20 protein-coding genes and 4 pseudogenes are annotated in these 25,151 nt (G+C 68.7%); 11 read left to right on the top strand and 13 right to left on the bottom strand.

What is annotated here, in order from left to right; genetic code table 11:
* Positions 1 to 271: 271 nt before the first annotated feature.
* A complete protein-coding gene (locus tag ACIQ9G_RS08550; protein ID WP_403607564.1) occupies positions 272 to 1,483 on the top strand; it encodes an Ig-like domain-containing protein in 1,212 nt (403 codons plus the stop codon).
* A gap of 332 nt (positions 1,484 to 1,815) precedes the next feature.
* Positions 1,816 to 4,470, top strand: a complete 2,655-nt coding sequence (locus ACIQ9G_RS08545; protein ID WP_403607563.1) for a WD40/YVTN/BNR-like repeat-containing protein — start codon at positions 1,816 to 1,818, stop codon at positions 4,468 to 4,470.
* 155 nt (positions 4,471 to 4,625) lie between these two features.
* Here the strand turns inward: ACIQ9G_RS08545 and ACIQ9G_RS08540 are convergent, their stop codons facing one another.
* Entirely contained in the window at positions 4,626 to 5,036 is a 411-nt protein-coding gene (locus ACIQ9G_RS08540) for a VOC family protein (RefSeq protein WP_403607562.1), read from the bottom strand.
* A 118-nt stretch (positions 5,037 to 5,154) separates the two neighbouring features.
* Positions 5,155 to 5,973, bottom strand: a complete 819-nt coding sequence (locus ACIQ9G_RS08535; protein WP_403607561.1) for an SAM-dependent methyltransferase — start codon at positions 5,971 to 5,973, stop codon at positions 5,155 to 5,157.
* 278 nt (positions 5,974 to 6,251) lie between these two features.
* On the opposite strand from ACIQ9G_RS08535, the gene ACIQ9G_RS08530 reads away from it, so the two are divergent.
* The gene (locus ACIQ9G_RS08530; protein ID WP_403607560.1) at positions 6,252 to 8,003 is read left to right on the top strand and encodes a hypothetical protein; all 1,752 of its coding nucleotides are present in this window, start codon (positions 6,252 to 6,254) and stop codon (positions 8,001 to 8,003) included.
* Positions 8,004 to 8,507, top strand: coding sequence for a hypothetical protein (locus ACIQ9G_RS08525; RefSeq protein ID WP_403607559.1), 504 nt, complete (start codon positions 8,004 to 8,006; stop codon positions 8,505 to 8,507).
* A 167-nt stretch (positions 8,508 to 8,674) separates the two neighbouring features.
* Here ACIQ9G_RS08525 and ACIQ9G_RS08520 read toward each other — a convergent pair whose 3' ends face one another.
* A complete protein-coding gene (locus ACIQ9G_RS08520; RefSeq protein ID WP_403607558.1) occupies positions 8,675 to 9,538 on the bottom strand; it encodes an LLM class flavin-dependent oxidoreductase in 864 nt (287 codons plus the stop codon).
* A 294-nt stretch (positions 9,539 to 9,832) separates the two neighbouring features.
* Positions 9,833 to 10,006, bottom strand: a pseudogene (locus tag ACIQ9G_RS08515) (MerR family transcriptional regulator); the annotation flags it as partial.
* A 330-nt stretch (positions 10,007 to 10,336) separates the two neighbouring features.
* Here ACIQ9G_RS08515 and ACIQ9G_RS08510 point away from each other — a divergent pair.
* The 3 genes and pseudogenes from ACIQ9G_RS08510 (at position 10,337) to ACIQ9G_RS08500 (ending at position 12,514) form a co-directional block, all read left to right on the top strand.
* Positions 10,337 to 10,755: pseudogene (locus ACIQ9G_RS08510) on the top strand (HAD family hydrolase).
* Positions 10,756 to 10,826: 71 nt separating this feature from the next.
* Positions 10,827 to 11,597 carry a transposase gene (locus ACIQ9G_RS08505; RefSeq protein WP_403607557.1) on the top strand — a complete coding sequence of 257 codons (771 nt, stop codon included), beginning with the start codon at positions 10,827 to 10,829 and terminating at the stop codon, positions 11,595 to 11,597.
* Positions 11,598 to 11,872: 275 nt separating this feature from the next.
* Positions 11,873 to 12,514, top strand: a complete 642-nt coding sequence (locus ACIQ9G_RS08500) for a hypothetical protein (protein ID WP_403607556.1) — start codon at positions 11,873 to 11,875, stop codon at positions 12,512 to 12,514.
* A gap of 202 nt (positions 12,515 to 12,716) precedes the next feature.
* On the opposite strand, the gene ACIQ9G_RS08495 is transcribed toward ACIQ9G_RS08500, so the two are convergent.
* From ACIQ9G_RS08495 to tgmA, 4 genes and pseudogenes are all read right to left on the bottom strand, one after another.
* Positions 12,717 to 13,109, bottom strand: a complete 393-nt coding sequence (locus tag ACIQ9G_RS08495) for a hypothetical protein (RefSeq protein WP_403607555.1) — start codon at positions 13,107 to 13,109, stop codon at positions 12,717 to 12,719.
* Between the two features lie 495 nt (positions 13,110 to 13,604).
* Positions 13,605 to 13,831, bottom strand: a pseudogene (locus tag ACIQ9G_RS08490) (IS5/IS1182 family transposase); the annotation flags it as partial.
* 22 nt (positions 13,832 to 13,853) lie between these two features.
* A complete protein-coding gene (gene tgmB, locus ACIQ9G_RS08485) occupies positions 13,854 to 14,810 on the bottom strand; it encodes an ATP-grasp ribosomal peptide maturase (RefSeq protein WP_403607554.1) in 957 nt (318 codons plus the stop codon).
* A gap of 14 nt (positions 14,811 to 14,824) precedes the next feature.
* Positions 14,825 to 15,016 carry a putative ATP-grasp-modified RiPP gene (gene tgmA, locus ACIQ9G_RS08480; RefSeq protein WP_403607553.1) on the bottom strand — a complete coding sequence of 64 codons (192 nt, stop codon included), beginning with the start codon at positions 15,014 to 15,016 and terminating at the stop codon, positions 14,825 to 14,827.
* Positions 15,017 to 15,627: 611 nt separating this feature from the next.
* Between tgmA and ACIQ9G_RS08475 the strand changes: the two genes are divergently transcribed.
* A complete protein-coding gene (locus ACIQ9G_RS08475; protein WP_403607552.1) occupies positions 15,628 to 15,993 on the top strand; it encodes a hypothetical protein in 366 nt (121 codons plus the stop codon).
* A 195-nt stretch (positions 15,994 to 16,188) separates the two neighbouring features.
* On the opposite strand, the gene ACIQ9G_RS08470 is transcribed toward ACIQ9G_RS08475, so the two are convergent.
* The 3 genes from ACIQ9G_RS08470 to ACIQ9G_RS08460 all read right to left on the bottom strand — a co-directional run bounded on the left by ACIQ9G_RS08470 (position 16,189) and on the right by ACIQ9G_RS08460 (position 18,927).
* Complete coding sequence (locus ACIQ9G_RS08470; RefSeq protein ID WP_403607551.1) at positions 16,189 to 16,566, bottom strand: VOC family protein; 378 nt, start codon at positions 16,564 to 16,566, stop codon at positions 16,189 to 16,191.
* Between the two features lie 116 nt (positions 16,567 to 16,682).
* Positions 16,683 to 18,188, bottom strand: a complete 1,506-nt coding sequence (locus tag ACIQ9G_RS08465; RefSeq protein ID WP_403607550.1) for a carboxylesterase/lipase family protein — start codon at positions 18,186 to 18,188, stop codon at positions 16,683 to 16,685.
* 85 nt (positions 18,189 to 18,273) lie between these two features.
* Positions 18,274 to 18,927 (bottom strand): TetR/AcrR family transcriptional regulator, encoded by a 654-nt coding sequence (locus tag ACIQ9G_RS08460; protein WP_403607549.1) that lies wholly within the window; start codon positions 18,925 to 18,927, stop codon positions 18,274 to 18,276.
* 183 nt (positions 18,928 to 19,110) lie between these two features.
* Here ACIQ9G_RS08460 and ACIQ9G_RS08455 point away from each other — a divergent pair, with 183 nt between their 5' ends.
* The 3 genes and pseudogenes from ACIQ9G_RS08455 to ACIQ9G_RS08445 all read left to right on the top strand — a co-directional run.
* Positions 19,111 to 20,625: a long-chain fatty acid--CoA ligase gene (locus ACIQ9G_RS08455; protein ID WP_403607548.1), complete on the top strand. Its 1,515-nt coding sequence runs from the start codon at positions 19,111 to 19,113 to the stop codon at positions 20,623 to 20,625.
* 641 nt (positions 20,626 to 21,266) lie between these two features.
* Entirely contained in the window at positions 21,267 to 21,956 is a 690-nt protein-coding gene (locus ACIQ9G_RS08450) for an esterase/lipase family protein (protein WP_403607547.1), read from the top strand.
* A 302-nt stretch (positions 21,957 to 22,258) separates the two neighbouring features.
* Positions 22,259 to 22,792, top strand: a pseudogene (locus ACIQ9G_RS08445) (IS5 family transposase); the annotation flags it as partial.
* Between the two features lie 50 nt (positions 22,793 to 22,842).
* On the opposite strand, the gene ACIQ9G_RS08440 reads toward ACIQ9G_RS08445, so the two are convergent.
* Together ACIQ9G_RS08440 and ACIQ9G_RS08435 are read right to left on the bottom strand one after the other, a co-directional pair.
* Complete coding sequence (locus ACIQ9G_RS08440; protein ID WP_403607546.1) at positions 22,843 to 23,943, bottom strand: hypothetical protein; 1,101 nt, start codon at positions 23,941 to 23,943, stop codon at positions 22,843 to 22,845.
* Positions 23,944 to 24,009: 66 nt separating this feature from the next.
* A complete protein-coding gene (locus ACIQ9G_RS08435) occupies positions 24,010 to 25,116 on the bottom strand; it encodes a hypothetical protein (protein ID WP_403607545.1) in 1,107 nt (368 codons plus the stop codon).
* Positions 25,117 to 25,151 lie beyond the last annotated feature (35 nt).

The raw sequence follows: 25,151 nt of genomic DNA, 5'->3' as shown, positions 1-25,151 counted from the left end.
CCACCTGAAGCCGTAGAGGGACTACCGAACGCATCGAACGACTCCCGTTCCGTGTATACGCAGCCGAGGCGATCTTGTCAGGCCGTCGAGTGAGTCTCGGCGGCGCGCTCGCCCGCACGTGGCCTTCACCACAATTTGTTCATATCGGGACAGATTAGTGCGTATAAGTGGTTCTTGAGACTGACTGCCCTCTCGGCAATCAGCTCCAGGGATTCAACGATCAGTCGCATGGGAGAAACGTTTGATTACGGCACGTAAACGACGCACCGGCATGGTGGCTACGGCCGGCGCACTCGGCGGTGCGCTCGCACTCACGGCCCTCGCCGGTACCAGCAACGCCGCCACCAGCGACAACAGCGCCGGCGCTCACCTGAAATCGCAGGCGCGGGCGGACCGGGCGGCCACCCCGGACGTTTCCGACGCCCGAATCAAGATCACGCCCAGGCAAGGCGCCTACAACGTCGGGGTCAACGCCCCCGTCAAGGTGACCGCCAGTAATGGCAAGCTCACCAAGGTGACCATGACCGCCGTCGCGACCGGTGCCGAGGTTCCGGGCACCCTGTCCGCACACGGCACGTCCTGGAAGTCGCACGGCAAGCTGCAGCGGGCCACCAAGTATCAGGTCGCCGCGGAGGCCGAGGACGCCAAGGGCCGCTCCGTCACCCAGAACGCCACGATCACCACGGTCTCCCCCGCCAACGACTTCATCGGGCACCTCTCCCCCCAGAGCGGCTCGACCGTCGGCGTCGGCATGCCGGTCACGGTCACCTTCGACAATGCGATCGGCAACAAGGCCGCCATGGAGTCGAAGATCCAGGTCAGCTCCAGCAGCGGCCAGCAGGTGGTCGGTCACTGGTTCAACAACGACCGTCTGGACTTCCGGCCCAAGAACTACTGGAAGCCCGGCTCCACCGTCACCGTCAAGCTCAACCTCCACGGCACCCACAAGACGGTCACGTTCAAGATCGGCCGGAGTCAGATCAGCACGGTCGACGCCAAGACGAAGCTGATGACCGTCGTGCGGAACGGCAAGACGATCAAGACCATCCCGATCTCGTCCGGCAGCCCCGAGCACCCGACGTACAACGGTCGGATGGTCATCTCCGAGAAGTTCCGGCAGATCCACATGACCGGTGCGTCCGTCGGCCTCACGAAGAAAAACGGCAAGCCCGAGTACGACATCAAGGCCGTACCGCACGCCATGCGCCTGTCCGACTCGGGCACGTTCATCCACGGCAACTACTGGTCTCCCAACTCGTTCTTCGGCAAGGTCAACGCCAGCCACGGCTGCGTGGGCCTGAAGGACGTCAAGGGCGGCGGCAACGGCAAGCTGCCCGCGGCGTGGTTCTTCGACCACTCGATGATCGGTGACGTCGTGATCGTCAAGAACTCCGACGACAAGACCCAGCTGGCCGCGGACAACGGCCTCAGCGACTGGAACATGCCGTGGAACGAGTGGGTCGCGGGGAGCGCGATCAGCTGACGCCACGCCACTCTCCACACATCTGAACCTGAATCCCCTGCGCCAGGCGGCGGCCGACACCATGACGGCCGCCGCCTGCGGTCGCTCAGGCGCAGAGTGACAGAAAACTGGTTGGCTGCGCTTCCAGTAATGAGGCATGCCGTCACTTCGGGAGACGGAGCAGCGAACGAGGCTCTTATTCACAATTGTTACGTTCGTCAGGCTTTAAAGGGTTTGTAAACCCCTGGGGTTGAGGGGTGGTACAGGAGTACGGTTCCGGCGCTCGGCAGTGGGAGATCCAGTGCGGCCGTAGGGGCGGCCACGACCTGTGCCGAAGAAGCCGGAGACAGTGCATGCGTGTGTATTCCGCACAGCGCAGACCGCGCCGCAGAGCGGCGAGCAGCGGGCGGGCGGCACTCGCCGCCGCGGCCGCCGCACTCCTGATAGCGGGGACGGGATCCCTTTCCGCATACGGGACGGTCAGCGACACGGGAGCCAGCCGCCACGAGGTGGCGGGCGAGGAGTCCCAGGAGCTGATGGAGTCCCTGGACACGTTCAACGAACCGAGGCTCTCCCCCAGCGGCCAGATCGCGCCGGGCGCTTACGCGGACGCCTGGGCCCACATCCAGAACATGCCCGTGAAGGCGGGCAGTTGGAACGAAGTCACCACCTCGCCGTACAACGAGGACGCGCTGCACTACCGCGACCGGTCCGCCTCCAACTCCGGTGGCGGTGCGGGTCACTCGGCGGGCCGTATCGCCGCCCTCGCCACCGACCCGACGCACCAGGGCGTGGTCTACGCGGGCGCCGCCGGCGGCGGTGTGTTCCGCTCCACCGACAACGGCAGAACGTGGACGCCGATCGCCGACCGGCTGCCCGCCCTGTCCGTGGGCGCCCTCTCCGTCGCCCCCGACGGCTCGCTGTGGCTGGCCACCGGCGAGGCGACCACGGCTTCCGACAACTACCTGGGCAGCGGCGTCTACCGACTCGCCACCCCGGTCACCGGCACCTTCAGTCAGAGCGACAAGGTGGGCGGTGCGGAGCTGGACTCGGCCTCCATCCACACCGTGACCTTCGACAAGGCCGCCGGGTACGTCTTCGCGGCCTCCTCGCACGGCGTCTTCCGGCGCCCGCTGTCGGCCGGTCAGTCCACCGCCTGGACCAAGGTGCTCGCCCCGTGTGCGGGCGTCGGCATCAGCGGCGTCGGCTGCGGGGTGGACAGCCACTACGCGGACATCGCCAACGACATCGCCGTACAGCCCGGGAGCGACGGCACCAAACTGCTGGCCAACGTGGCCTGGCGCAGCGGCGCCGACTACAACGGCTTCTACTACTCCGACGACGCCGGCACCACCTGGAAGCGCGCCAACCCCACCGGTGCGATCAACCCCGCCGAGATCGGCAACGCCGCCTTCGCCTACGCGGCCGACGGCAGCAAGCTGTACGTCTCGATGGAGTCCCCCAAACTCCTCACCAAGTCCTCGGGGGCCGGGGTGTACTCGGTCCTCGCCGGTGTGTACGTCAGCCCGAGCGGCAACGCCGACGGCTCGTTCAAGCAGATCGCGACCTCCTCGTCGCTGTCGACCAGCGGCTCGGCGATGAAGGTCAACGAGATCGGCACCGGCTACCAGCCCGGCTCCCAGGCCTGGTACGACCAGGTCATCGCGGTCGATCCAAGCGACCCGGACCACGTGTACCTGGGCCTCGAGGAGATGTTCGAGTCCCGGAACGGCGGCGCCAACTGGAAGGCGATCGGCCGCTACTGGGACTTCGGGATGCCCTGCTTCTCCTACGACCCGGACGCGAACTCCTGCGACGGCGACGTGATGCACTCCGACCAGCACGCCCTCGCCTTCTCGCAGTGGAAGGGCAGTACGCCGGAGCTGTTCGTCGGCAACGACGGCGGCGCCTATGCCCGCCCCACCACACAGACCACCACCGGCTGGCGCAACCTCAACGAATCGGGCACGCTGCGCAACCTCCAGTACTACTCGGTGCGCGCGGGCCGGATGACCGACGGAAGCGGCGAGGCGGTCTGGGGCGGCCTGCAGGACAACGGCGTCTCGCTGCTCGCCCCCACGGGTGCCACCTACCAGGGACAGCAGCTCAACCCGAACGACGAGATGGTCTCCCCGTTCGGCGGTGACGGCGGCGACCAGCTGGTCAACCCGGCCAACGGCTGCCAGACGGTCGGCGAGTACGTGGACCTGGCGCTGCAGATCACGAACAACTGTGGCTACACCGCGAGCGACGACGGTTCCGAGGACGTGATCACCGACATCGCGCCCGGCGATCCCGGGGCACGCTTCATCGCCCCGTTCAGCGCGGACGAGACCGACCAGAACGGCCTGTGGGTCGCGGGCGGCCAGTACGTCTGGGGCAACACCAAGACCTGGAAGAGCACCTCCGGAGCCGACTGGACCAAGCTGTACGACCTGGGCGCCGGCCACTCCGCCTCGGCGGTCACCAGCCGCAACCACGTGACCTGGGCGGCCTGGTGCGGCCCCTGCGGCGCGGTCAACGAGACCTTCGGGCGCGGCGTCGCCACCAACTACGGCGGCACCTGGCACCAGGTGAACCTTCCCGCCGCCTTCCCCAACCGCTACATCTCCAGCCTGACCATCGACCCGTCCGACGCCTCCGGCGCAACGGTCTACGCGGTGATCAACGGCTTCTCACGGCACTGGAACGAGGGGCCCGGCGCCGGCTACGGCCACGTCTGGAAGACCACGGACGGCGGTAAGACCTGGACCGACGTCAGCGGCGACCGGGCAGCCGCGGACTCCTTCCCGGACGCCCCGGCCAACTCGGCGCTCGTCACCAAGGGCGGCACCCTCGTGGTCGCCACCGACCTGGGCGTGTTCATCAGCACCTCGGAAGGCCACTGGGCGCGCCTGGGCACCAACCTGCCCACCTCCCCGGCGGTCTACCTCTCGCCGAGCCCGGACGGCAGCCAGGTGTACGTCGCCACGCACGGCCGAGGCATCTGGAAAACACCCACCCCGTAACACCCCACCCACACCCGGCATCACAGCACGTTGGACGACTGAGGCCCCCGCACCGATCAAGGTCCGGGGGCCTCGGCCGTGAGGCGCTCCCGGCGCGCGAGAGCCTGCGCGCGCCGGGACCGCCTCACGGCCACGATCCGTTCCCAAGGGCTGACTCATCCGGGCTGGATCGCGACGAGTTCGACCTCGAAGCCGTCATCGTTCTCCAGGTAGGCGGCGTAGTGCTGTCTGCCGCCGGCGTGGGGATGCTGCTCGGGGAACATCAGCTGCCAGCCATGCTCAGCAGCGTCGGCAGCCAGCTCCTCCACCATGGTCGAGTCCTCGACGTGGAAAGCCAGGTGGTTCAGACCCGGGCGACAGCGGTCGTGCCGTTCGGCAGTGAGGGCCGGGGACTGCTCGACGACCAGGTAGGTCGACCCGAGCCGCCAACTGCGGCCGCCGTCCCAGCTCTGGTGGACGGCGTAACCCAACGTCTCAAGCAACCAGCCGAGCGAAGCGAGCGCGCGGTGGAGGTTGGGCACCCACAGCTCGACGTGATGCAGCGTTCCGTGTGTGGGCCCGTTCACCCGCACACCTGGGCACACGTTTCCCGCTGCAACCCCGGCACCAGCCGGCACTGGGATGTGCAGAGGCTCACCACTTCCCGGCCCTCACCCGATAACTCCCCACCCCCTAGGGGGACTTCTAGGCTTTCCGGGCCAGCCCGGCGGCGATGAGACGCTCCCAGACGGTGAGCTCGCGTTCGCCGTTTCTGTTGAACGGGTTGTCGACTGCGTCAGGACGCCACAGGGACGCGGGGACGACCCCGGGGTCGAGGATCTCCAGGCCGTCCAGCAGGGATTCGATCTCCTTGTCGGTGCGCCAGCGGCCGCGGCCGAAAGTCTGCTGGAGGACCGCCTCGGCCTCCGTCGTCTCCGGGTTGTGGCCGGAACGGAAGTGGCTGACGAAGAAGTAGCTCCCGGAGGGCACGCGGTCGCGCCAGTAGCGGACGATGCCGGCTGGGTCTTCCTCGTCGTTCACGTGGTGCAGGATGGCGCTGAAAATTACGGCGACGGGGCGATCGAAGTCGATCAGTTCCAGGGTGTCGGGGTGACTACGCACGTCTTCGGGGTTGCGTACGTCGGCCGGGACGACCCGGGTCCGCTCGTTCTCCTCCAACAGGGCACGGCCGTGGACCAGCACCTGGGGGTCGATGTCGACGTACACGACCCGGGACTCCGGAGCGTGCCGCTGCGCGACCTGGTGGACGTTGTCGGAGGTGGGAAGACCGCTTCCCAGATCGATGAACTGCCGTACGTCAGTGGTCGTCACGATCTCCCTGACCGCCCGGGTCAGGGCCGCGCGGTTGGCGAAGGCGATGGCCACCGAACCGGGAAGGTCACGTTTGAACACGTCGCCGATCTCCCGGTCGACGGCGTAGTTGTCCTTGCCGCCGAGCAGGTAGTCGTAGACGCGGGCGATGCTGGGCTTGGTGGGGTCGATGGAGACGCCTTCATCCGTCATGACGGCCATCCTTCCCTGTGACGTCCCCCGCTGACCACCACTTCGGGACCTTCAGCGCGGCCGGTCCCGTGTGCGCCGTCCGGCCCGGCTGGAAAAAAGCTTCCGTTTGTCGCGACGGATGTCGCCGGCCTCCCCGTAGAGCAGACGAAGACACCACCCGTTCCGCCACGCACCACCGCCCTTCGTCCGACTCGCGAACCCACGAGGTATCTGTGGCTCTCCACTTCGCACTCCGTCTCCGCCGCCACCCGCGGTCGCGGGGACGTGTCGTAGTCGGGTTGCTGACGCTCGTCGTCGGCAGCCTGCCGAGTGTGTCGGCCGACGCCGCCACTCCGTCCTCCGGATCGGTCAGCGACACCGCGCCCACGACCACGTGGAGCGCCGGTCCCTTCACCGTCCCGAACACCACCGGCACCGCCGGGACCGTGAACTGCTCAACTCCGCAGGCGTGCGACGACTACGCCCTCGACGTGTCCGTGCCGGCGGGCTACGACGCCGGCCACAGCCTGCGCCTCAACGTCAAGTGGCCCAATTCCGCGGCCGACTTCGACCTGTACGTCCTCGACGCCGGCGGCCGGGAGGTGGCCGCCTCGGCTTCCTCGAGCGACCCCGAGACCGTGCTGCTTCCGGCGGTGACGGCTTCGTACACCGTGCGCGTGGTGCCGTTCGCGCCGCTCGGCGACAGCTTCACCGGCACCGCGAGCCTCGTCGCCAACCCGGCCGACCCACCGCCGAGTACGGCCGTACCGCCGACGTACGGGAACTCCTCGGCCCCCGACTCCATCGCGGACGCGCACAACGCCGGTGAACCCTCGATCGGTGTCGACCGCGCCAGTGGCGCCGCGATGTTCCAGGCGTACACCTCGACGCTCAAGGTCACCTACGACAGCGCAGGCTCCGCCACCTGGCAGGACAAGAGCGCACGCGCGGCCAACGGCTGTCCCCAGGGCAGCACCACCAGTCTCGACCCGATCCTGTTCACCGACCCGGCCACCCACCGCACCTTCGAGTCGCAGCTCGCCGGCAAGAGCGCCCTGACCTGCTACACGGACGACGACGGCGAGACGTGGACGCCGACGGGCGGCTCGGGCATCAACTCCGGTGTGGACCACCAGACCATCGGGGGCGGCCCCTTCGCCTCAGGCGGGCCGGGCCCGATCACCTCGTACCCGAACGCCGTCTACTACTGCTCGCAGGACATCGCCGACGCCTCCTGCGCGGTCAGCCGGGACGGCGGCCTGACGTACGGGCCCGCCGTCTCGATGTACTCGCTGCTGGACTGCGGCGGCCTGCACGGGCACGTGAAGGCCGCTCCCGACGGCACGGTGTACGTGCCCAACAAGGGCTGCGGCGGACATCAGGCCGTGGCCGTCTCCGAGGACAACGGGCTGACGTGGACCGTTCGTGACAACCCCTCCAGCACCCCCGGTGACTCCGATCCGAGCGTGGGAGTCGGGGCCGGCGGAACCGTCTACATGGGCTACCAGAACAGCGACGGCACGGCGCGTGTCGCAGTCAGCCACGACAAGGGCAAGACGTGGCTGTACGACCAGAACGTCGGCGCCGCCCTCGGACTGAAGAACATCGTCTTCCCGGCCGTGACGGCGGGCGACGACAATCGCGCCGCGTTCGCCTTCCTGGGCACCACCACGGGCGGCAACTACCAGGACTCCGCCACCTTCGACGGCATCTGGCACCTGTACGTGGCCACGACCTACGACGGCGGCCAGTCCTGGGTCACCGTGGATGCCACCCCCACCGACCCGGTGCAGAAGGGATCGATCTGTACGGGCGGCACGACCTGCGGCAAGGACCGCAATCTCCTCGACTTCAACGACGTCACCGTCGACGCCCGGGGCCGCGTGCTCGCCGCCTACGCCGACGGCTGCACCGGCACCTGCGCCACCGGCGGCGCCCAGAGCTACGACGCGCTGGCCTCCATCGCCCGCCAGTCCTCCGGCAACACGCTGTACGGCGCGTACGACGCCGTGGTCGGCGGCACTCGCAGCCAGCCCCGAGGAGTCCGGTAGGTGAAGCCTTCGCCCCTGACCGCCGTACTGATCGGCGCCGTCCTCAGCGTGGCCGCCGCCACCGGATGCTCGCCGACGCCGCGGCACGCCGAGCCGGCGGGCGCCTCACCGCTCACGGCCCCGCGCGCAACACCTCCGTCGGCCGGGCAACCGGCGGACGCCGCACCCGGGACATGTCCCACCGCCGCCTCCCTGCCGCTCCCCAAGGACTTTCCGGCGAACCTGCCGGTGCCTTCCGGGGCGGTCGTGACCTCGGTGGAGCACCGCACCGGCGACCGGCTCGTCGTCGCCACCGTCGTACGCGGCGGCTTCGACGCCACCCTGGCGTTCCTGCAAAGGCGGCTCCCCAAAGCCGGATACGCCCCGAAGGACGGCGAAGTGGAGGAGGACGACGCCGAGTCGAACTTCTCCTCCGCGACCGTCGAGGGCCGCTGGACCCTGCGGAAGATGCCCGACTGCGAGGAGGGGGTGTACTTGACGTACCTGACCGCTGCCGCCTCGTGAAGGTGGCCGGACAAGGCCCGCCCTTCCCGGCCGGGGTTCCCCCCGGCCGGGGCCTCCGCCTGCGGCTCCGACGGGGTGTCCGCAGCCGGCACCGGCCCAGTCGCCACGGCCCGGTCGTCACGGGGCGGCGGCGCGCAGGCCGCCGGGGGGCTGGTGCGTACGGCTGATCAGATGACCGGCGGGCCCGCCTCGATGCGGCGGAGCACCGGGGCCAGACGATCCAGGTCGGGGCCGGTCTGGATCTGCCGCTCGTCCCACCAGGTGGCACCGGCGTCGTGCAGCGGACCGATCACGTCCTTGGCCTCGGCCTTGTTCAGGGGCGTGGCACCGCCCAGCACGAACTCGAAGGGGCGCTCGGCCTCGGCCGCACGCTGCTTGCGCACGTACCCGACCAGGTCCCGGACCTCCGCCGCATCCGGCACATGGCCGTGCCGGGCCGTCTCGAACAGCGGCACCGCGCCGTCCCACCGCGCTGCCCGCCGCATGGGCGCACGACGCGGCCAGAACCCACCGATCCACACCGGCGGACCGGGCCGCTGCACGGTGGCGGGCACCAGCGTCACGTCTCGGACCTCGTAGTGCCGGCCGTGGTGGTCCACCGGCTCGCCGGACCAGAAGCGCCCCAGCAGCTCCAGTCCCTCGTCCAGCCGCTCGGCGAGGATGGGCGGCTCGGCCGTGTCGCCGAAGCTGCGGTATTCGTCCTCGACCGGCCCGCCCAGGCCCGCGGCGAAGATCACCCGGCCCCCGCTGAGGTGGTCCAAGGTGGCCACTTGCCGGGCGAGTTGCTGAGGGCGGTAACGAGGGACCGGCGTCAGTAGGGTGCCCAGTCGGATCCGGGAGGTCGCCAGCGCGGCGGCGGTCAGCAGCATCCAGGGGTCCCCGAAGGGGCGCCCCTGGTGCCGTCGGTGCAGTACGTGGTCCCAGACGAAGAGCCCGTCCCAGCCTGCCAGTTCGGCGGCAGCCGCTACGGTCGCGACGTTACGGGGGTCGGCGAAGTCGCCGAAGTTGGGGATGTTGACGGAGCAGCGCATCCCGGCAGGATGACCTGCCTGCCGTGAAGGGGGCAATCGGATTCGCCCCCCGGCGGCTTCATGGCAGGCAGCCGACAGGCGCGGCCTACGCTGCTCCGGCGGGACAGGCGCCGAGGCCGTGATCGGTGTCATGGGCCAGAACCCGCGGAAGGGCAACTCGCATACGTGGGCGGACGTTGAGGCGGAGATCTGCGCCGTCATCGTCACCGGCATGGTCGCACTGATCTGGATGTCATCTGCCCGACCGTGACGCTCAGGCCGCGAGAGCCCCGTCCGGGCAGATGTCCTGAAGCATCAGGGTTTGGCCACCGGGGCCTGCAGTTCGGTCACCCACTCGTCACGGTCGTCCGGGCACTCCAGGTTGATCTCCCTCGGGTATCCGGCGGACCGGTATCCATTGCCGTCGATCCAGCGGGCCAGGGCCTGAGCCGTGGGAAGCACGGCGTCCATCGCGCCGCGGTGGACGATGAGCACTTCCTCGGGCCGGGCCGTGGGCCATACGGTGTCGAGCCGGTCGGTGAGCGCCCGCGCCCGCTCGATCCGCCGCGTCCAGGTGTTCGGCCGCGGCCCCGACCGCCGCTCGGCCTGCTCCTGGAGGCGGCGTGCGATCCGGGTGCGTACCCGCTCGCGGCCGACGGCGTACGGCGGCTGCTCGGCGCGCACGTCCTCGATGACGCGGGCGAGTTCGCCGGCGCCCGGGACGGTCGTGCCGGCGGCGGCTGTCGGCGACAGGCGGACTGCCGTGCCCTCTAAGAGCTGTCCCGCAATGGCCTGTCCGCTGCCTGGCATGATCGACGCGTGACCAGTGAACCTGGGCGGCAGGGCCGCATGAAGTACGTGCTGTTCGACGTCGATGGCACGCTGATCGACGCGGTGAGCAACCAGCGTCGGGTCTGGGGAACCTGGACGGAGCGGTATGGGCTGGTTTGCCGGTGCCGGGCGTGATCGTGGACGCGGCCGCGGTTGAGAAGGGCAAGCCCTCTCCCGTTCCCTATCTGCGGGCAGCTGAGCAGCTCGGTGCCAGTCCGGGGGACTGCCTGGTCATCGAGGACGCCCCGTCCGGAGTGCGGTCCGGGCTGCGAGCCGGGATGACGGTGTGGGGTGTGAACGCCGCTGTCGCGGTGGAGGGCGTGCATCGCCACTTCGTCAGTCTTCGCGAGGCAGTTCCTCACATCCTGGCCTTCGCGTCCAATCCTGACGGGAGCGCCGCAGTCTGAGCCAGTCCGCCGGCACCGGGCAGCACCGGGCAGCACCGGGCAGCACCGGGCAGCACCGGGATGATCATGCGGTGACCGGTGCGATCACGGCGTCGGAGCCTTCCTGGACAGCCCCGTTCAGCGGACTGAGCCCGCGACAGTTCGGCAAGCTGATCACGGCGTTGCGGCGCGAAGGCGCGGACCCGGTTCGCAAGGGCCGGCCGTGGAGCCTGCCGCTGGAGGATCGGGTCCTGCTGGTCGCCGCATACTGGCGCACCAACCTCACGCTGCGTCAGCTGGCACCGCTGTTCGGGGTATCGAAGTCGGCGGCGGACCGCATCATCGACCATCTCGGGTCGTCGCTCGCACTCCAACAGCGCACGCGGTTCCGCAAGGACGCCGTGCTGATCGTGGACGGAACCCTGGTGCCCACTCGCGATCACACCATCGCCGAGCGGTCGAAAAACTACCGGTACTCCACCAACCACCAGGTCGTCATCGACGCCGACACCCGCCTGGTCGTCACCGTCGGCCGGCCCCTGCCCGGCAACCGCAACGACTGCAAGGCATGGGAACTGCCCGGGGCGAAAGCCGCCGTCGGTACGACCATCGTCATCGCTGACGGCGGCTACCGGGGCACCGGCCTGGTCATCCCGCACCGCCGGGAGAAAGGCCAGAGCGAACTACCAGCGTGGAAAGAGGAACACAACGCCTCCCACCGCAAAGTCCGCGCCCGCGTCGAACACGCCTTCGCCTGCATGAAGACCTGGAAGATCCTCCGCGACTGCCGCCTGAAAGGCGAAGGCGTACACCACGCCATGCCCGGCATCGCCCGCCTCCACAACCTCACCCTCGCCGGATGATCGTGAAGCACCGCTGGTCAACCAGTATGTCGTAGATCATTTACGACAGCGCTTAGGAAGCTGCGCGGGGAAGGGATTGTCCGCATGCGCCCTGGCCAGCAAATGGCCCCTCCACGTCGATCACGCGGCCGAGGCTATCGGTGCCGGCGCCGTTCAAAGCCGAGGACAGTTCCTTCGAGCACGACATGGCACGGTGTCTCCTCGATGAAGTCCATATTTCGCTGCCAGTGCGGTTGATCACTGGCATATGCTCTGCGAGCCCGTAAGCAGGGCTGATGGAGGGGGCGTTCATGCATGATTCCTGGAGAGCCGGTTCGGAGACGGGGCGCGGGGACCGGACGGCAGAGGAGCCGGGAGGGACGCCGTTTCCGGACGACGTGAGCGGCACGCCTGACAGCGGGGCCGGGCTGCGGCGGAGGGTGTCGTGCCTGGGTCTCGTTGCACTCGTCCTGGCAGTGTTGGCCGGTGGGGTCGTTTGGCTGTTCCGGGACGACTTCTTTGACCCGTTCGGCGACGAACGGGCATGCGCGGGAAGCGAAGTGCAGTTGCCGGGAGTGATTCGTGTCGACGGTGCGCCGATACCCGCCGGCGCCTCCGACGTCCGCTACTTCACTCGCACCGGCAGCGCTGAAGTCACCTTCGTAAGCGGTCAGATCCCGGATTTCCTCAACCGTGCGGGAATCCTCCCGGAGGGAAAGCAACTGTTCGACGAGGAGTACGGCACCAAAGGGGTCGCCGAGGACGAGATCGAGCTCCCGGATGGTCTGTGCGGCTCTTCCCTACGGGGTCCCGTCTGGACCTACCACTCCACAAGCGTCACCGGGTCCAGCGTCAACGTCATGGTCGAGCGCTCGCCCACGGTCGACGACGGCTTCCGCTTCCCGGCCCGAGCCGTCGTCACCTACAGCATCCCCTGACGCGCACGGCGGAAAGTTGTCTGTCTGCTGGTCAGCCGGGGTGTTGATCAGCACGACTGAAGAGGCTGGCGGTCCTGACCAGCCCAGATGCCGTGCGCCTTTGTTGCGGGTTCGTTCAGCGCCTTGCAGCGCACTACCCACCGGGCTTGCGATGCGCCGCGGCGCCCAAGACCGCGCTGGATCACTGGAGTTCGCCGACACATCATCTGGAGATGGCGTCCTTACAGCTCTCCGACACTCTCACCACCTCGAAGACCACCGGGAAATCGGTGATCTGCTGGTTCGGGCCCGGCTGTGAGTTGCAGATCTTCCACGCATCCGGGTCGTCCACCGGACGGCGCTGTCCGCTCGCATCCTTGAAGACCAGGTCGATTTCGGAGCTCATCTGCTCGTACGCGCGCCCGGCGTTGCCGCCGATGACGTCGGGCATGACGGCGGCGACCGGCTCACGGTCTGCCGAACGACGCGTCTCCGCGGCCTCTGGGCTGGTCGCGGTGCTCGCCGAAACGTCCCGGACGGACGGCGCCGCGCAGGCCGTGACAGAGGTCAGGAGCACGGCGTGGATGACGGGTCGCAGAAACTTGGTGACGGTCATGTTCCCCCCAGCGTGACGGCAGTCCGGACAGTATTCACGATGCGACAAGCGGAAACATCACCTTATTGATCAACCCCCACCCGATGGCCATGTCGGGTCCCGGCCCGGTCGGCGGAACGGCCCGGGATGGTCGATCGCGACGGGCTTGCTCCGGCAGGCGGCAGGTCGGGCGAAAGCAGAAAAATCCTGGTGCGAGCAGCACCAAGGCCGGCACGGCAATGACAGGCGGCAGGCGGAGTGGGAACGGGAGGACTCGCACAGCCCGTCGTGGATCAGCTGGGCCGAATTGGAGGAGGCTGACTGGGCCGGCATGGAGTCGGTTTCGGGTTCGTCCGCGTCTGAAGGCCGCTCACCCGACGCCAGGTCGTGCGTCACGAGGACTGGGGTGAGGACTGGGGTGACGTCTGGTCGGTAATGGGCGTACTCGCCAAGCGGCACGGGGCGGAGAACGTCCGTCTGGTGGTCTGGTTCGACAACTAAGGCCGGCCTGGCGGATCAGAGGCGGAGCCAGAGTCTGATCGAGGCGAGGGTGACGGTGCCGTGGAAGGTGCAGGCGCGTTTCTGGAACCTCGTCGCCACGGCCCGGGAGTTCTTCGATGAGTTGATCGTTCGGGGATCGTGTGATTGATCTGGCGTCGTCGCAGGTAGCGACGTTTGCGGCGGGAGGAGTACGCCTCCGCGGGAGTGCCGGGGACCGGACGCCGCCCGGCGTGGAGTCGTGGCTGCACTCATGCCGTGGTCGCCTCACAGTTGGATCTCTGGTCTACGGCTGGCCGCTGTGCGCTGTGACAGCCAGAGGGCGACCGCCTCCGACACCGGCTGCCCGGTCTCCAGCTCGACGAAGCCGAACTGGCCACCCTGATTGCACTCCAGGAACCACCAGGCGCCCTCCTCGTCCACGGCGAAGTCGAAGGCGGCGTAAGCCAGTCCGGCGCGGGCGAGGTACTCGTGCACCGACCGGCCGATGCGTTCGGGTACCGGGATCGCCTCCCAGGTGTGCGCGGTGTCGCCGTAGCGCCCGTCGATCTGGCCCGGCTCGGCCGTCTTCCGCGCGGCGAACAGCCGGTTGCCGACACAGGTCAGACGGATGTCGGCGCGCTTGGGTATGTATCGCTGCAGCAACGCGGGGCCGGCCGCGACGGCCGAGAAGTCCGCGTCGGGGCCTATCAGGGTGGTGGGCAGGACCACGCCGGGGTCACCGGGAGGCGGCCCGGAGGCGGATTTCACCACCACGTCCTGGTGCTCCTCCGCGAACTGCCGTGCCAGGCGTGGCGCCGTGGTGAAGACGGTCGGCGGAACCGCGAAGCCACTGAGGTGAGCAATCTTCAACTGCCAGGGCTTCAGGCGGGCCCGGTCGGCATTGCGCGGATGGTTCATCCACCGCGTGGCGGTGGAGAAGAGCATTCCGAACAGGGCCTGACGGGCCTCGGCGGTCAGCCACGGCGAGGGGTGCGTCGCGTGCGCCGCCGGTTCGCCGGGCCTGCGCACCCATACGGAGCGCAGGCCTCCCATGCTGAGCACATGTCCGTTCACAGACAGGTGCCCGTCGAAGTCGCCGTGGGCGTAGTGAGCGGACAGCACTACCTTGTCGGGCAGGTCGGCCGGGTCCAGCCGCATGACGGGCGTCCCCATCCGGTGCAGCTCGGCCACCACCATGTCGGCGGTCACGTCCTCCTCGGACGTGAGGATCAGTACGGTCATTCGATTACGGAGCGTCAGTCGTCGAAGTGCGTCTGGGAACCGGCGGTGGACGTGGTCGTGCCGACAGCCAGCAGCAGGTCCGGGTCACTGACCGCCGGGCGGCCATCGGGAAGCACGTTCAACTGACGCGACTCGTCGAAACGATACGGCGTCACCAAGGTCGGAAACGCTTTCGGCAAGGCGTAGTTGAGGGTGAACGGTCGCACTCGGAACCTCCACGGGTGCAGTTGGGCTGTACGCGGTACTCATGCGCCCCTACGTAAGGAACGCTCGCTCTTCTGTTGCATCAGGGACAGGTCGTCACATGTCCGCCGCATGATTCGCATCACCTGCATCACTGTGCTCACCTTCCCCACAAGTCACACATCGGATGGCGCATCAGATCTGTCACACCGTTACGTACAGTGACAGCACCCTCACTTGGCCATCAAGCCGGGTTGATGGACTCCTGTACCTCGCGAAAACACCCAAGCCTCAGACAGGCGAGCGCGTGACCGGCGGCGATCAGCCCGCATCCGGCATACAGCGCACCCCCACTCGGCCGCAGAGCACGCAGCCGCCGCTCAAGGCCCTGGACGGTCTCCATCCGCGACTGACAGAGCGCGCTCACCCCGGTGGACGGGGTTATTCGAGAGGGCTCCACGCCGGTGATCACACCAGCCGCACGAGATCATCTCTCTCGTGGCCAGCGCGCGTTGTAGCATCACGCGCCGCATGCACGGGGCGGCTGATGGTCGGCCGTCCCTATGGCGCGCCATTCCCGGCGGAAGGCAAATGCGTGGAGACAACGGAGCGGCGCTCCTCCGTGGGAAAGAACGTGGAGTACAGCACGGCCGCCTGGCTGATCGGGTGGGTGGTCTTCCTGGGTTCCGGGTATGTGGCTTCGTTACTGTTGATCAGTACCTGGGCGAACTGCGACATCGGCACCAACGGCTCCTACCAGCTCGTTGCTTGGGTGGTCGCGTCGACCGGCGTGGCGACCGTGTCCACCGTGCTGTGGGCTGTGATGCGCAAGATGACGGGTGGCCGACGCCTCTTGCTGCCGCTGGTGTTGACGATCCTTGCCAGTGCGATGCTGCTCTGGCCGGAGCTGGCAGTGTGGTACGTGTCGCCCGGCCACCCGGACAGCATGTGCGAACCGGGCGGCACGCCCGTGGGGTGGCCCAGCTGGCTGCCTTTGTGAGGCGGGCCACGAGTAGAGCGGCCAGAAGTCGGCTAACGCGGCTATCCCGCTATGGCGCCGACGACGTGATCACGGGCAACGACTCGGACCTGGTCGGCTCCGTCCCCAACCGGTACCTGAGTTGCCCCCTACGGCAGGCCCGTCCTGTGCAAAACAAGCACAAGCGGTCACAGGCGTCCCCTCGGGTGTTGCACGTCAGTCCCGGACCAGACAGAACGGGTGTCCTGCCGGATCCGCGAGGATACGCCAACTCCGCCTTCCGTCACCCGCATCCAACAGGGTGGCGCCCAGCTCAAGGACGTCTTCCTGGGCCTGGTCCAGGTCGTTGACCCCCAGGTCCAGATGGAACTGCTGGGGCCGAGCGGGATCCGGCCACCGCGGTGGCTGATGGTCTTCCACCCGCTGAAAACACATCACGAAGCCATCGTCCGTGTGGAGCGTGGCCCAGCCGTCGCCGAGCGACCACCGCGGATCCGGCTCGTTCACCACGCCGCCGAGAAGCGACCGGTAGAACTGGGACAGCTCGACGACGTCGGCACAATCCAACACCACACACTGCAGCTTGGCGATCACGAGGGCAGCGTAGGACACGCTTCGACCGCAACCGGGCTGACCAATTGGTGCAGGGCCACTCTGTTCCGATCACGGAGCGGAGGAGCTCGTCGCAGGTTGGTGAGCGGCGACGATGTTCAGCGACGGCCCTGCCAGAGTTCGCGCCGTTCGCTGTGCGGGTCGTGGACGACCTGGGACGTGGTGTCGAAGTGCATGGTCGTGCGGTGCTGGGGTTCGTACCCGGGCCAGCCGGGGTCGCCGGTGGTGGCGAAGGCGGTCCAGGCGGCGTGCATCGAGTCGGCCAACTGCTGCGGGGGCTCGGTGCCCATGAGGCCGGCGAAGCCCTGGCCGTGGAGGTTGTCGAGGTTGTCGAAGACGAAGGGGAGCTCGATGGCGTGGCAGGCGCCGAGCCGGCCGTTATAGGTGGGCGGCTGCCAGACGAACTCGTAGAGGTGCGTCGCCCCGGCCGCGTGGCGGGCGTGGGCCTCGGCGAGGCGGATGGCCGGGATGCGGTAGAACCAGTCGGTGGCGATCGCTGCCAGGAGGTCGCCGGGACCGGCGTCGGGGTGTTGAGTGCGGTAGACGGAGAGGAGGGCGTGGCTGTCCGGTTCGAGGCCGTAGGCCGCCGCGGCAGCGTGCAGTGCCTGTTCCGGGATCAGGTCGAGTGCGCCGGTGGGGACGAGGAAGAGCCGGAACTCGTCGGTGTTGGTGCCGATGAGCACATCCACGTCGGCTCCCGCCCCGGCGGTGATCGCGTCGATGGGCGGGCTGGGGATGATGTCCCCGTCGACCACGGGTTCGAAGGGCATCAGGTTGAGGGCGGCCTCACCCCAGCGGGCCGGGTCGGGGTCGGCGGAGATCGCGGCGCGCAGCTGCTGCTGGGCCTGGACCAGCGCCTGTGCAGGCGCCTCGGCGATGGCCGCTCGGGTGGGCGGGAGGTCGAGCACCTCGGCCAGCCGCTTGCCGATGAGCTGTGCGGTGGCGGGGGCCAGGGTGTGGTGGGCGGCGCCGCTCTGCAGGATGGCGCGGCGGAAGAGGCCGGCGGCGCGCGGGGCGGCCAGGAGCGCGCCGATGCTCATCGCGCCCGCGGACTCGCCGAAGACGGTGACCGTGCCGGGGTCGCCACCGAAGGCGGCGATGTTGTCGCGGACCCACTCCAGGGCGGAGATCTGGTCCAGCAGGCCCAGGTTGGAGACGCCGTCGCCCAGGTACAGGAAGCCGTCCGCGCCGAGCCGGTAGTTGAGGGTGACCAGGACGACGCCGTCGCGTGCGAAGCGGGTGCCGTCGTAGCCGGGGACCGAGCCGGAGCCGTTGGCGAAGGCTCCGCCGTGGATGAAGACCATGACCGGCCGGGACCCGGTGGGGTCCGGGGTCCAGATGTTCAGGTTCAGGTAGTCGTCGCCGGGGTTGTCGACTTCCGGGATGAGCTGGTCGAACGGCGCGGCGTAGGGGGCCTTGGGCGCGGTGGGGCCGTAGCCGCCGGCGTCACGTATGCCGTTCCATGGCGTGGCGGGCTGCGGCGGCCGAAAGCGCAGAGGTCCGACGGGGGGCGCGGCATAGGGGATGCCTTTGAAGGAGGCGATGCCGCCTTCGTCTCGCCGGCCGCGAACCGATCCCAGGCGGGTGTGGACGACGGGGTGCAAGGGCGTGCTCCTTTGTCGGCGGGGCAAGGACGGCGGGCGGGTTGGGCGACGCGCCGGTGCGGGCGTGGCCCGGGCAGGGCGGGGGTCAGGGGGCGGTCGCGCCCGCGAGGCGCAGGGCGAACCGCGCGTACGAGTCGGCCACCTGCTCGCGGGGGTAGGGCTGGTCGGGGCCGAACCAGTGGGCGACCTGCATGCCCATGCTTCCGATCGCGGTTGCGGCGAGCGGAAGATCAGGGACGTGGAAGTCACCGTCCTTGGTGCCGCGTTCGAGAATGTCGAGAAGCAATCGACGGCAGATACGGCGCAGTTCCAGAGACGGGGCAGCCAACTCTGCTGATAGCGCGTGCAGTTCGGAGTTCGTCACGACTGCCAGGAGCGGGAAGTCGGTGTGCACGAGCACATGGGCTCGGACCAGGGCGGTGAGCCGGGCGGCCGCTCCCTGTGCGGCGGGCACGGAAGCGACGGCTTCGGACAGGCGGGTGTGCAACTCCTCGTGGCCGATGCGCACCAGTTCCGCCAGCACGTGCCCCTTGGACGGGTAGTGCGCGTACAGCGTGGCGGAGTTGATGCCGACCCTGTCGGCGATCTTGCGGATCGAGGTGCCGTGGAACCCCGACTCCGCGTACAGCCCGAGTGCCTCGCGCAGGATCCGCCCGCGCGTGCCGGCAGGGGTGACCCCCTGGGGCAGGACGATGTCCACGACGGCCACCCGCCGCGGCTCCCAGACCGGCACGTCCACAGGTTCCTCCTCGCGCCATGACACCGGCGACGCGACGGCAACCAATCGATTGGTTGACACCGTGGCGCTGAGGGCCGATGGTACTGCGGAACAGCACGAAAGCAACCAATCGATTGGTTGGAAATCTTTCGGGTGGTCGGTCCCCCTGCCGCTCTCGCCCGGGCAGCGTCGAAGGAGACGTGCGTGACCAGCCCCAACGCCAACCTGGCAACACTCCTGGCGGGCTCTGCCGTCCGCTTCCCGAGGCGTCCGGCGGTCCGCCTCGACGACGCGGTGCTCGACTACGCCGACCTGGAGGAGATGAGCGCACGCGCGGCGCGTCTGCTCCACGGAGCGGGCGTGCGGGCGGGAGACCGGGTCGGGCTGATGCTGCCCAACACGCCCGCTTTCGCCGTGCTCTACTACGGCATCCTGCGGGCCGGCGCGGTCGTGGTGCCGATGAACCCGCTGCTCAAGGCGCGCGAGGTGGAGTACTACCTCGCCGACAGCGAAGCCTCACTGCTGCTGGCCGAAGCCGCCACGGCCCAGGAGGCGGTCAAGGGCGCACTGGCCGCGGGCACGCCGTGCATCGAGGTCCCCGCCGAGGGCATGGGCCGGCTGCTGGTGGCCGGCGAGCCGCTCCCGGGCGTGGTGTCTCGCGAGCCCTCGGACACGGCCGTCATCCTCTACACCTCGGGCACCACCGGCCGTCCCAAGGGTGCCGAACTCACCCACGCCAACCTGAGGGCCAACACCGACACCACCCGACGCACCCTGCTGGAATCGACCGAGCAGGACGTGGTCTTCGGCGGGCTCCCGTTGTTCCACACCTTCGGCCAACTGGTGGGCCTGAACTGCGCGGTGGCAGCCGGGGCCTGCCTGACTCTGCTGCCCCGTTTCACCCCGGCCAGGGCACTGGAGATCATCGAACGGGACCGGGTCACCGTCTTCGTGGGCGTGCCCACCATGTACGCCACGCTGCTGGCGGCCCCCGAACGCGAGAACCACGACGTCGGCTCACTCCGGATATGCGTCTCCGGTGGCGCCGCCCTCCCGGTGGAGGTGCTGCGCGACTTCGAAAAGGCCTTCGGCTGCGTGATCCTGGAAGGCTACGGACTGTCCGAGACCTCCCCGGTGGCCTGCTTCAACCACCCCGGCCGCCCGCGCCGGCCCGGCACCATCGGCACGCCGATCGACGGCGTCGAGATGCGCGTCATCGACAGGGACGGCACCGATCTGCCGGACGGCGAGCCGGGAGAGGTCGCGGTCCGCGGCCACAACGTCATGAAGGGCTACTGGCGCCGCCCCGACGCCACCGCCGAGGCCGTCGTCGACGGCTGGCTGCGCACCGGCGACATTGGAGTGAAGGATCCCGACGGCCACTTCCGGATCGTGGACCGCAAGAAGGAGATGATCATCCGCGGGGGCTTCAACGTCTACCCGCGCGAGATCGAAGAGGTGCTGTACGAGCACCCCGCCGTCGCCGAAGCGGCGGTGATCGGAGTGCCGCATCCGACCCACGGCGAGGAGGTCGTCGCCGTCGTCGCGCTCAAGCCCGGCGCCGAGGCGGAGCCGGAGGGACTGAAGGAATTCGTCAGGACGCAGGTCGCCGCGTACAAGTACCCCCGCCAGGTGTGGATCGTCGACGCGCTGCCCAAGGGGCCCACGGGAAAGATACTCAAGCGGGAGATCAAGCCGCCCGCAGGGAAGAGGGCCTGACGGCCCATCACGTAGTACCTCCGGGGCGCAATGGTCGACACGGCCGGCGGCCGACTCGCTCCGGTAACCGGCGCTCCCGGTCGCCAGTGCCCGAGGGGGCACCCGCGACCAGTGACCCCGCCCCGGCCCGATCGGTAACGGCCGGACGGCCTGGCACCTCGTGCCGCGCGTCGGTTCGTCGGGGGCGTCTCCCGGGGACTGCCGGCGGGCCTCCGTCCCGAACCACGCGCATCCGCCGCTTCTGTTCCTGTCATGTCGCGCAGGGCGGCGGATGAGGCATATCCGCGGACGGCGACAACTCTCCGAGGGCGCACTCGGCTTTCTCGGCTGGGCCGGTGACCGACCGGCACCGGACGTCACCACCGGCGCCGCTGTGCCCGGCAGATGACATGGAAACCGACGAACAAATACTCCTCGCACGTGTCTTGACGACCCATACCTACCGGTCAGTACGATCACGCCACCCCTCGAACGACACCGGTGCCCTCCCCAAGAAGGGGCGAGCCGTCCCTACGGCACGCCCCCGCCCGCCTGCAGATATCGCTGCCGCGAACTGAACCGGGAACGCCCAGCGCGGTCCCCTCCCCTCCCCGTCCGACGCACCCCGAGTACGTTCCGAACCCCACCCTGGGAGACTCCCCATGAAGAGATCCGTCGTGATCTCGGCCGTCGCCGCGGCCGGTGCCCTCCTCGCCGTGCAGGCTGCGATCCCCGCCGAGGCGTCAAGCGCCTCCACCTTCAGCTCTTCCAGCAACCCCATCCTGTTCGTGCACGGCTACACCGGTGACGGCAGCAACTGGAACACCATGGCCGGCCGCTTCAAGACCGACGGCTGGCCGTCCTCCTACCTGGACCAATGGACGTACGACTGGCACCAGTCGAACGCCACCACCGCCCAGCAACTCGCCTCAGAGGTCGACAAGCTCCTCACCGCCACCGGCGCCTCCAAGGTGGACATCGTCAGCCACTCCATGGGCGGGCTCTCCTCGCGCTACTACCTGAAGAACCTCGGCGGGACGTCCAAGGTCGACGCCTGGGTGTCGCTGGGCGGCCCGAACCACGGGACCGACAGCGCGAACACCTGCTTCGACACCTCCTGCACCGAAATGCGCATCGGATCCGATTTCCTGAACGCCCTCAACGCGAACGACGAAACCCCCGGCACGCCCCGTTACGCGACCTGGTGGTCGCCGTGCGACACGGTGATCAATCCGGACAGTTCCGTGTCCCTGTCCGGGGCGTCCAACACCAAGACCGCCTGCCTCAGCCACACCGCCCTGCTCACCGACGCGACGGTGTACGCACAGACCCGCGACATGATCAACAGCTGACCTGGCCGAGCACCTGGCAGGGACCGCGGACCCCACAGCCGCTCACCGCAGGTCCCTGCCGGGCAGAACTTCACGCAACCCGGACAGCACTCCCCAGGCAGTGCTCGCTCCAAGACGCTATAGCCTCCGCGCGTGGCCAACAGCCCCCGCCAGATGGGCGAATCTCGCGTCGCCGAACTACCCCACCCTGAAGAGATCCTGAACAAAACGGAGTGGGCATCACTCGAAACGGCGTCCGGTACGGGCGCACTCCTGCCGGCTGCCTTGGCACGTCTCCTGCACGCGGACCCACCGAGCGGGAGGAGCGACGACGCCTCCGCCATCGCCGCAAGCTCCGGCTGAAGGCTGCCCTCCTGGGGCGCTCGCGGGGCGGGCAGACCAGCAAGGTCCACCTCGCCGCCGACCGCAAGTGCCGCCCGCTGACGTTCATCCTGACCGCCGGACAGGCGGCTGACAGTCCGCAGTTCATCCCCGTTCTGAGGAAGATCCGGGTTCGTGGACCCGTCGGGCGTCCCCGCACCCGGCCCGACGCGGTCGCCGGGGACAAGGCCTACTCGTCCCGTGGAAATCGCGCCCACCTGCGCAAACGCCATATCAAGGCCGTCATCCCAGAGAAGGCGGATCAGGCAGTCAACCGGAAGAAGAAGGGCGCCCGAGGCGGCCGGCCCGTCGCCCACGACGCCAACCTCTACAAGGAGAGGAACACGGTTGAACGCCTAATCAACAAGCTTAAGGCCTGGCGAGGCATCGCGACCCGGTATGACAAAACGCCCGAGAGCTATATCGCTGGACTCCACCTCCGAGCGTCGATGATCTGGGCCAAGGACCTCACACGAAACGGCCCCCGCCCACGGGCAGACAAGCGACCCCATCGGGGGCTGATGCCTCACCCGTCGAACCCGGACCACCGGAACCCGTGTTCGAGCAGCGGTGTCAGGGTCCCGCGGTGAAGAGCGCTGAACCCCACGATTGCCTCGTCCTCGTCCCCGCTGACCTGGGCGAGCAGTCCCGGCGCCGCGAAGAACCGCTCGGCCGCTCCGGTTGGCATGAATGGACTCAGAGGTACGGGGCGCAGCAGGTTCCACAGCGCGTCAAGGCGCGCGGTCGGCATGCAGTAGGTGCGAGCGCCGTAGGGGGCCCCACTCATGGCTCCGTTGAGGGTGAACTGCAAGAGGAAGCGACTCAGCGGTTCCTCTTCAAGGGTCGTCTCCGGGTTCGGATCGTCGGGGTCTTCGGTGAACCACACACGTGGATCGGCCCCGTCGGGCATATTGAGCGGCCAGGGGATGGACCAGTCCTTTCCGGCCCCGTTCCACATGGCGAAGACCAGCCGGTCGCCCAGTGGCCCGGAAGCACGCCTGGGCTTCTTCAGCACTGGGTCGATGAATCTGTGAATGGCCGGGCGGAGGCGGGCCAAGCGGTGGAAGGCGGCCAATGCTTCTGGCAGGTTGTCCAGTTCGTTTGCCGTGGTCTCGTCGGCAGCCGACTGCGCTTCGGGAAACCAGCCGAGGACGAACGACTCCAAGGCCCGGATGGGATCTGATTCCACGAGGTCGATCCAGTCCACGCCTGGCACCGGCCCGGGTGAGGGGACTGGCCGGACCGCATCCAGCGTCTCGCGGGTCAGCGGCTGGATGAGCCTCAGTTCGGCGCGGTTGAAGTTGGCCGGCGCCGACGGCATCGCCCTGCACTGGGCGATGCCGAGCGGGAGGCAGCCCTCTTCCAGTCGCGCGAAGACGTGAATGGGCAAGGCACCCCGGAACTCGAACCGAGAGTGGAGCTCTGGAATCCGATCCCCTCGCAGAAGCACCCAGACGGAGTCCTGGACGCCGCTGACCTTCGGATTGTCCCCAGACTCGACGATGACGACGGTTGCGTCAGCTCCCGCCCCGATCAAGGCCGGCCCCATTGCGTACCGAAGGAGGCCAGCTCCAGCAACAGACAGGGCCGCTTCCTCGGTGATCAGGGATGGAGGCGTTCGCAACATGCCGTCAGCGTAACCATGCAGGCAGGCAGGTAGGCAGGGCAGATTGATCGGGACCCGATACAGGCCCTAGAAGAGGCGGGCGTGCTTGTGCCGCGTGAGGTTCTCGAGGATCTCACGCAGCCAGGGGCTGCCGACGGCCGGTAGCCGTACCAGGGTGTGCTGGAACGCTCCCGGGTCAGCCCGGAACAGGTGAGGGGGGCGCGGTGCGGGCGGATCGTCGCGGAGGACGCCGTCGGGGATGACGCCCGACGCGAGGGTGGGCAGGTACGGCTCGGGTGCGGCCAGCCATAGCCATATTCCGAAGGGCAATGGCACTGGGTATGCCGAAGTGGCCGGACCGGCCGGAGCCCAGGACTCCCCCGTCTGCGGATGGGCCGGTACGAGGATGATGTCGGCGTCAGCGTCGGGGGCGGGCCGTCCGGGTCCGGCAAGGATCGCCCGTCTCGCTTGCCGACCCACGGGCAGCAAGGTGTCAAGGGCGCGTTGAAACACCTCCCTGCTCAGGCCGTCCGGGACGGTCACCGGCCGGCCCTCCGAGGCCGCCAGCAGGTGGGCCAGCGCCCGGCCGGCCGCCGCCTCCCACTGTGGGCTCCATGACCACAAGTGGCGCGACCCCAGCCGCGATCCCCAGGCAGTGATCGGCTCGAACGGTGGCGTGCCCTTCCCCTCCGACATCAACTGCTGCCAGGAGAGCGGTGCGGCGTCGGCCGCGTCGATGCGGAGGCGGCGCACGGCGTTCGGGGCGAGCCACACAGCCTGCCAGAGCGAGCAGTCGTCGATCCGGCTGGCCACGGCCAGGCCGCACGCCTCGCAGGCCATGTTGGGGCCGTCGGCCCCATCGAGGCCGCAGCAGTAACCGCCGGCCTTTTCCGGGATCAGCAGGGTGCCGCGGGCATCTCCGGGTGAGATCACGATCGCGCCGGGCGCGCCATCGGACAGGGCGTAGACCGGTGCGTAGATGCCGCGGTCCGCCACATCGTCCGGACCGATCTCCTCCCACCTGCGCCACGGCGGTCCCCAAGGCTCCGGGTCCACCGCGAACGTGCCCGACTCCATGAGGACCGGGAGCTGAATCCCATTCCCGTACTTCTGATGGGCGTGGGCCGGCAGGGCAACCTGGGACAGCGGGGTGGTCAGCCTGGCGCCGCACCCCGCACACACGAAAACGAACAACTGCCCTCCGCTGGGGAACAAGGGCATCGTCGCAG

Source organism: Streptomyces sp. NPDC096152 (assembly GCF_044763235.1).
GTDB lineage: Bacteria > Actinomycetota > Actinomycetes > Streptomycetales > Streptomycetaceae > Streptomyces.
The sequence above is the reverse complement of the archived record's forward strand: the minus strand, read 5'-3'. Positions and strand labels throughout refer to the sequence as shown.

What these genes read in the sequence shown, in the direction of transcription:
- ACIQ9G_RS08550 (WP_403607564.1), top strand. Translation starts at nt 272, where the DNA reads ATGGTGGCTACGGCCGGCGCACTCGGCGGTGCGCTCGCACTCACGGCC.
- ACIQ9G_RS08545 (WP_403607563.1), top strand. Translation starts at nt 1,816, where the DNA reads ATGCGTGTGTATTCCGCACAGCGCAGACCGCGCCGCAGAGCGGCGAGC.
- ACIQ9G_RS08535 (WP_403607561.1), bottom strand. Translation starts at nt 5,973, where the DNA reads ATGACGGATGAAGGCGTCTCCATCGACCCCACCAAGCCCAGCATCGCC.
- ACIQ9G_RS08520 (WP_403607558.1), bottom strand. Translation starts at nt 9,538, where the DNA reads ATGCGCTGCTCCGTCAACATCCCCAACTTCGGCGACTTCGCCGACCCC.
- ACIQ9G_RS08500 (WP_403607556.1), top strand. Translation starts at nt 11,873, where the DNA reads ATGGAGGGGGCGTTCATGCATGATTCCTGGAGAGCCGGTTCGGAGACG.
- ACIQ9G_RS08495 (WP_403607555.1), bottom strand. Translation starts at nt 13,109, where the DNA reads ATGACCGTCACCAAGTTTCTGCGACCCGTCATCCACGCCGTGCTCCTG.
- tgmB (WP_403607554.1), bottom strand. Translation starts at nt 14,810, where the DNA reads ATGACCGTACTGATCCTCACGTCCGAGGAGGACGTGACCGCCGACATG.
- ACIQ9G_RS08450 (WP_403607547.1), top strand. Translation starts at nt 21,267, where the DNA reads ATGAAGAGATCCGTCGTGATCTCGGCCGTCGCCGCGGCCGGTGCCCTC.
- ACIQ9G_RS08440 (WP_403607546.1), bottom strand. Translation starts at nt 23,943, where the DNA reads ATGTTGCGAACGCCTCCATCCCTGATCACCGAGGAAGCGGCCCTGTCT.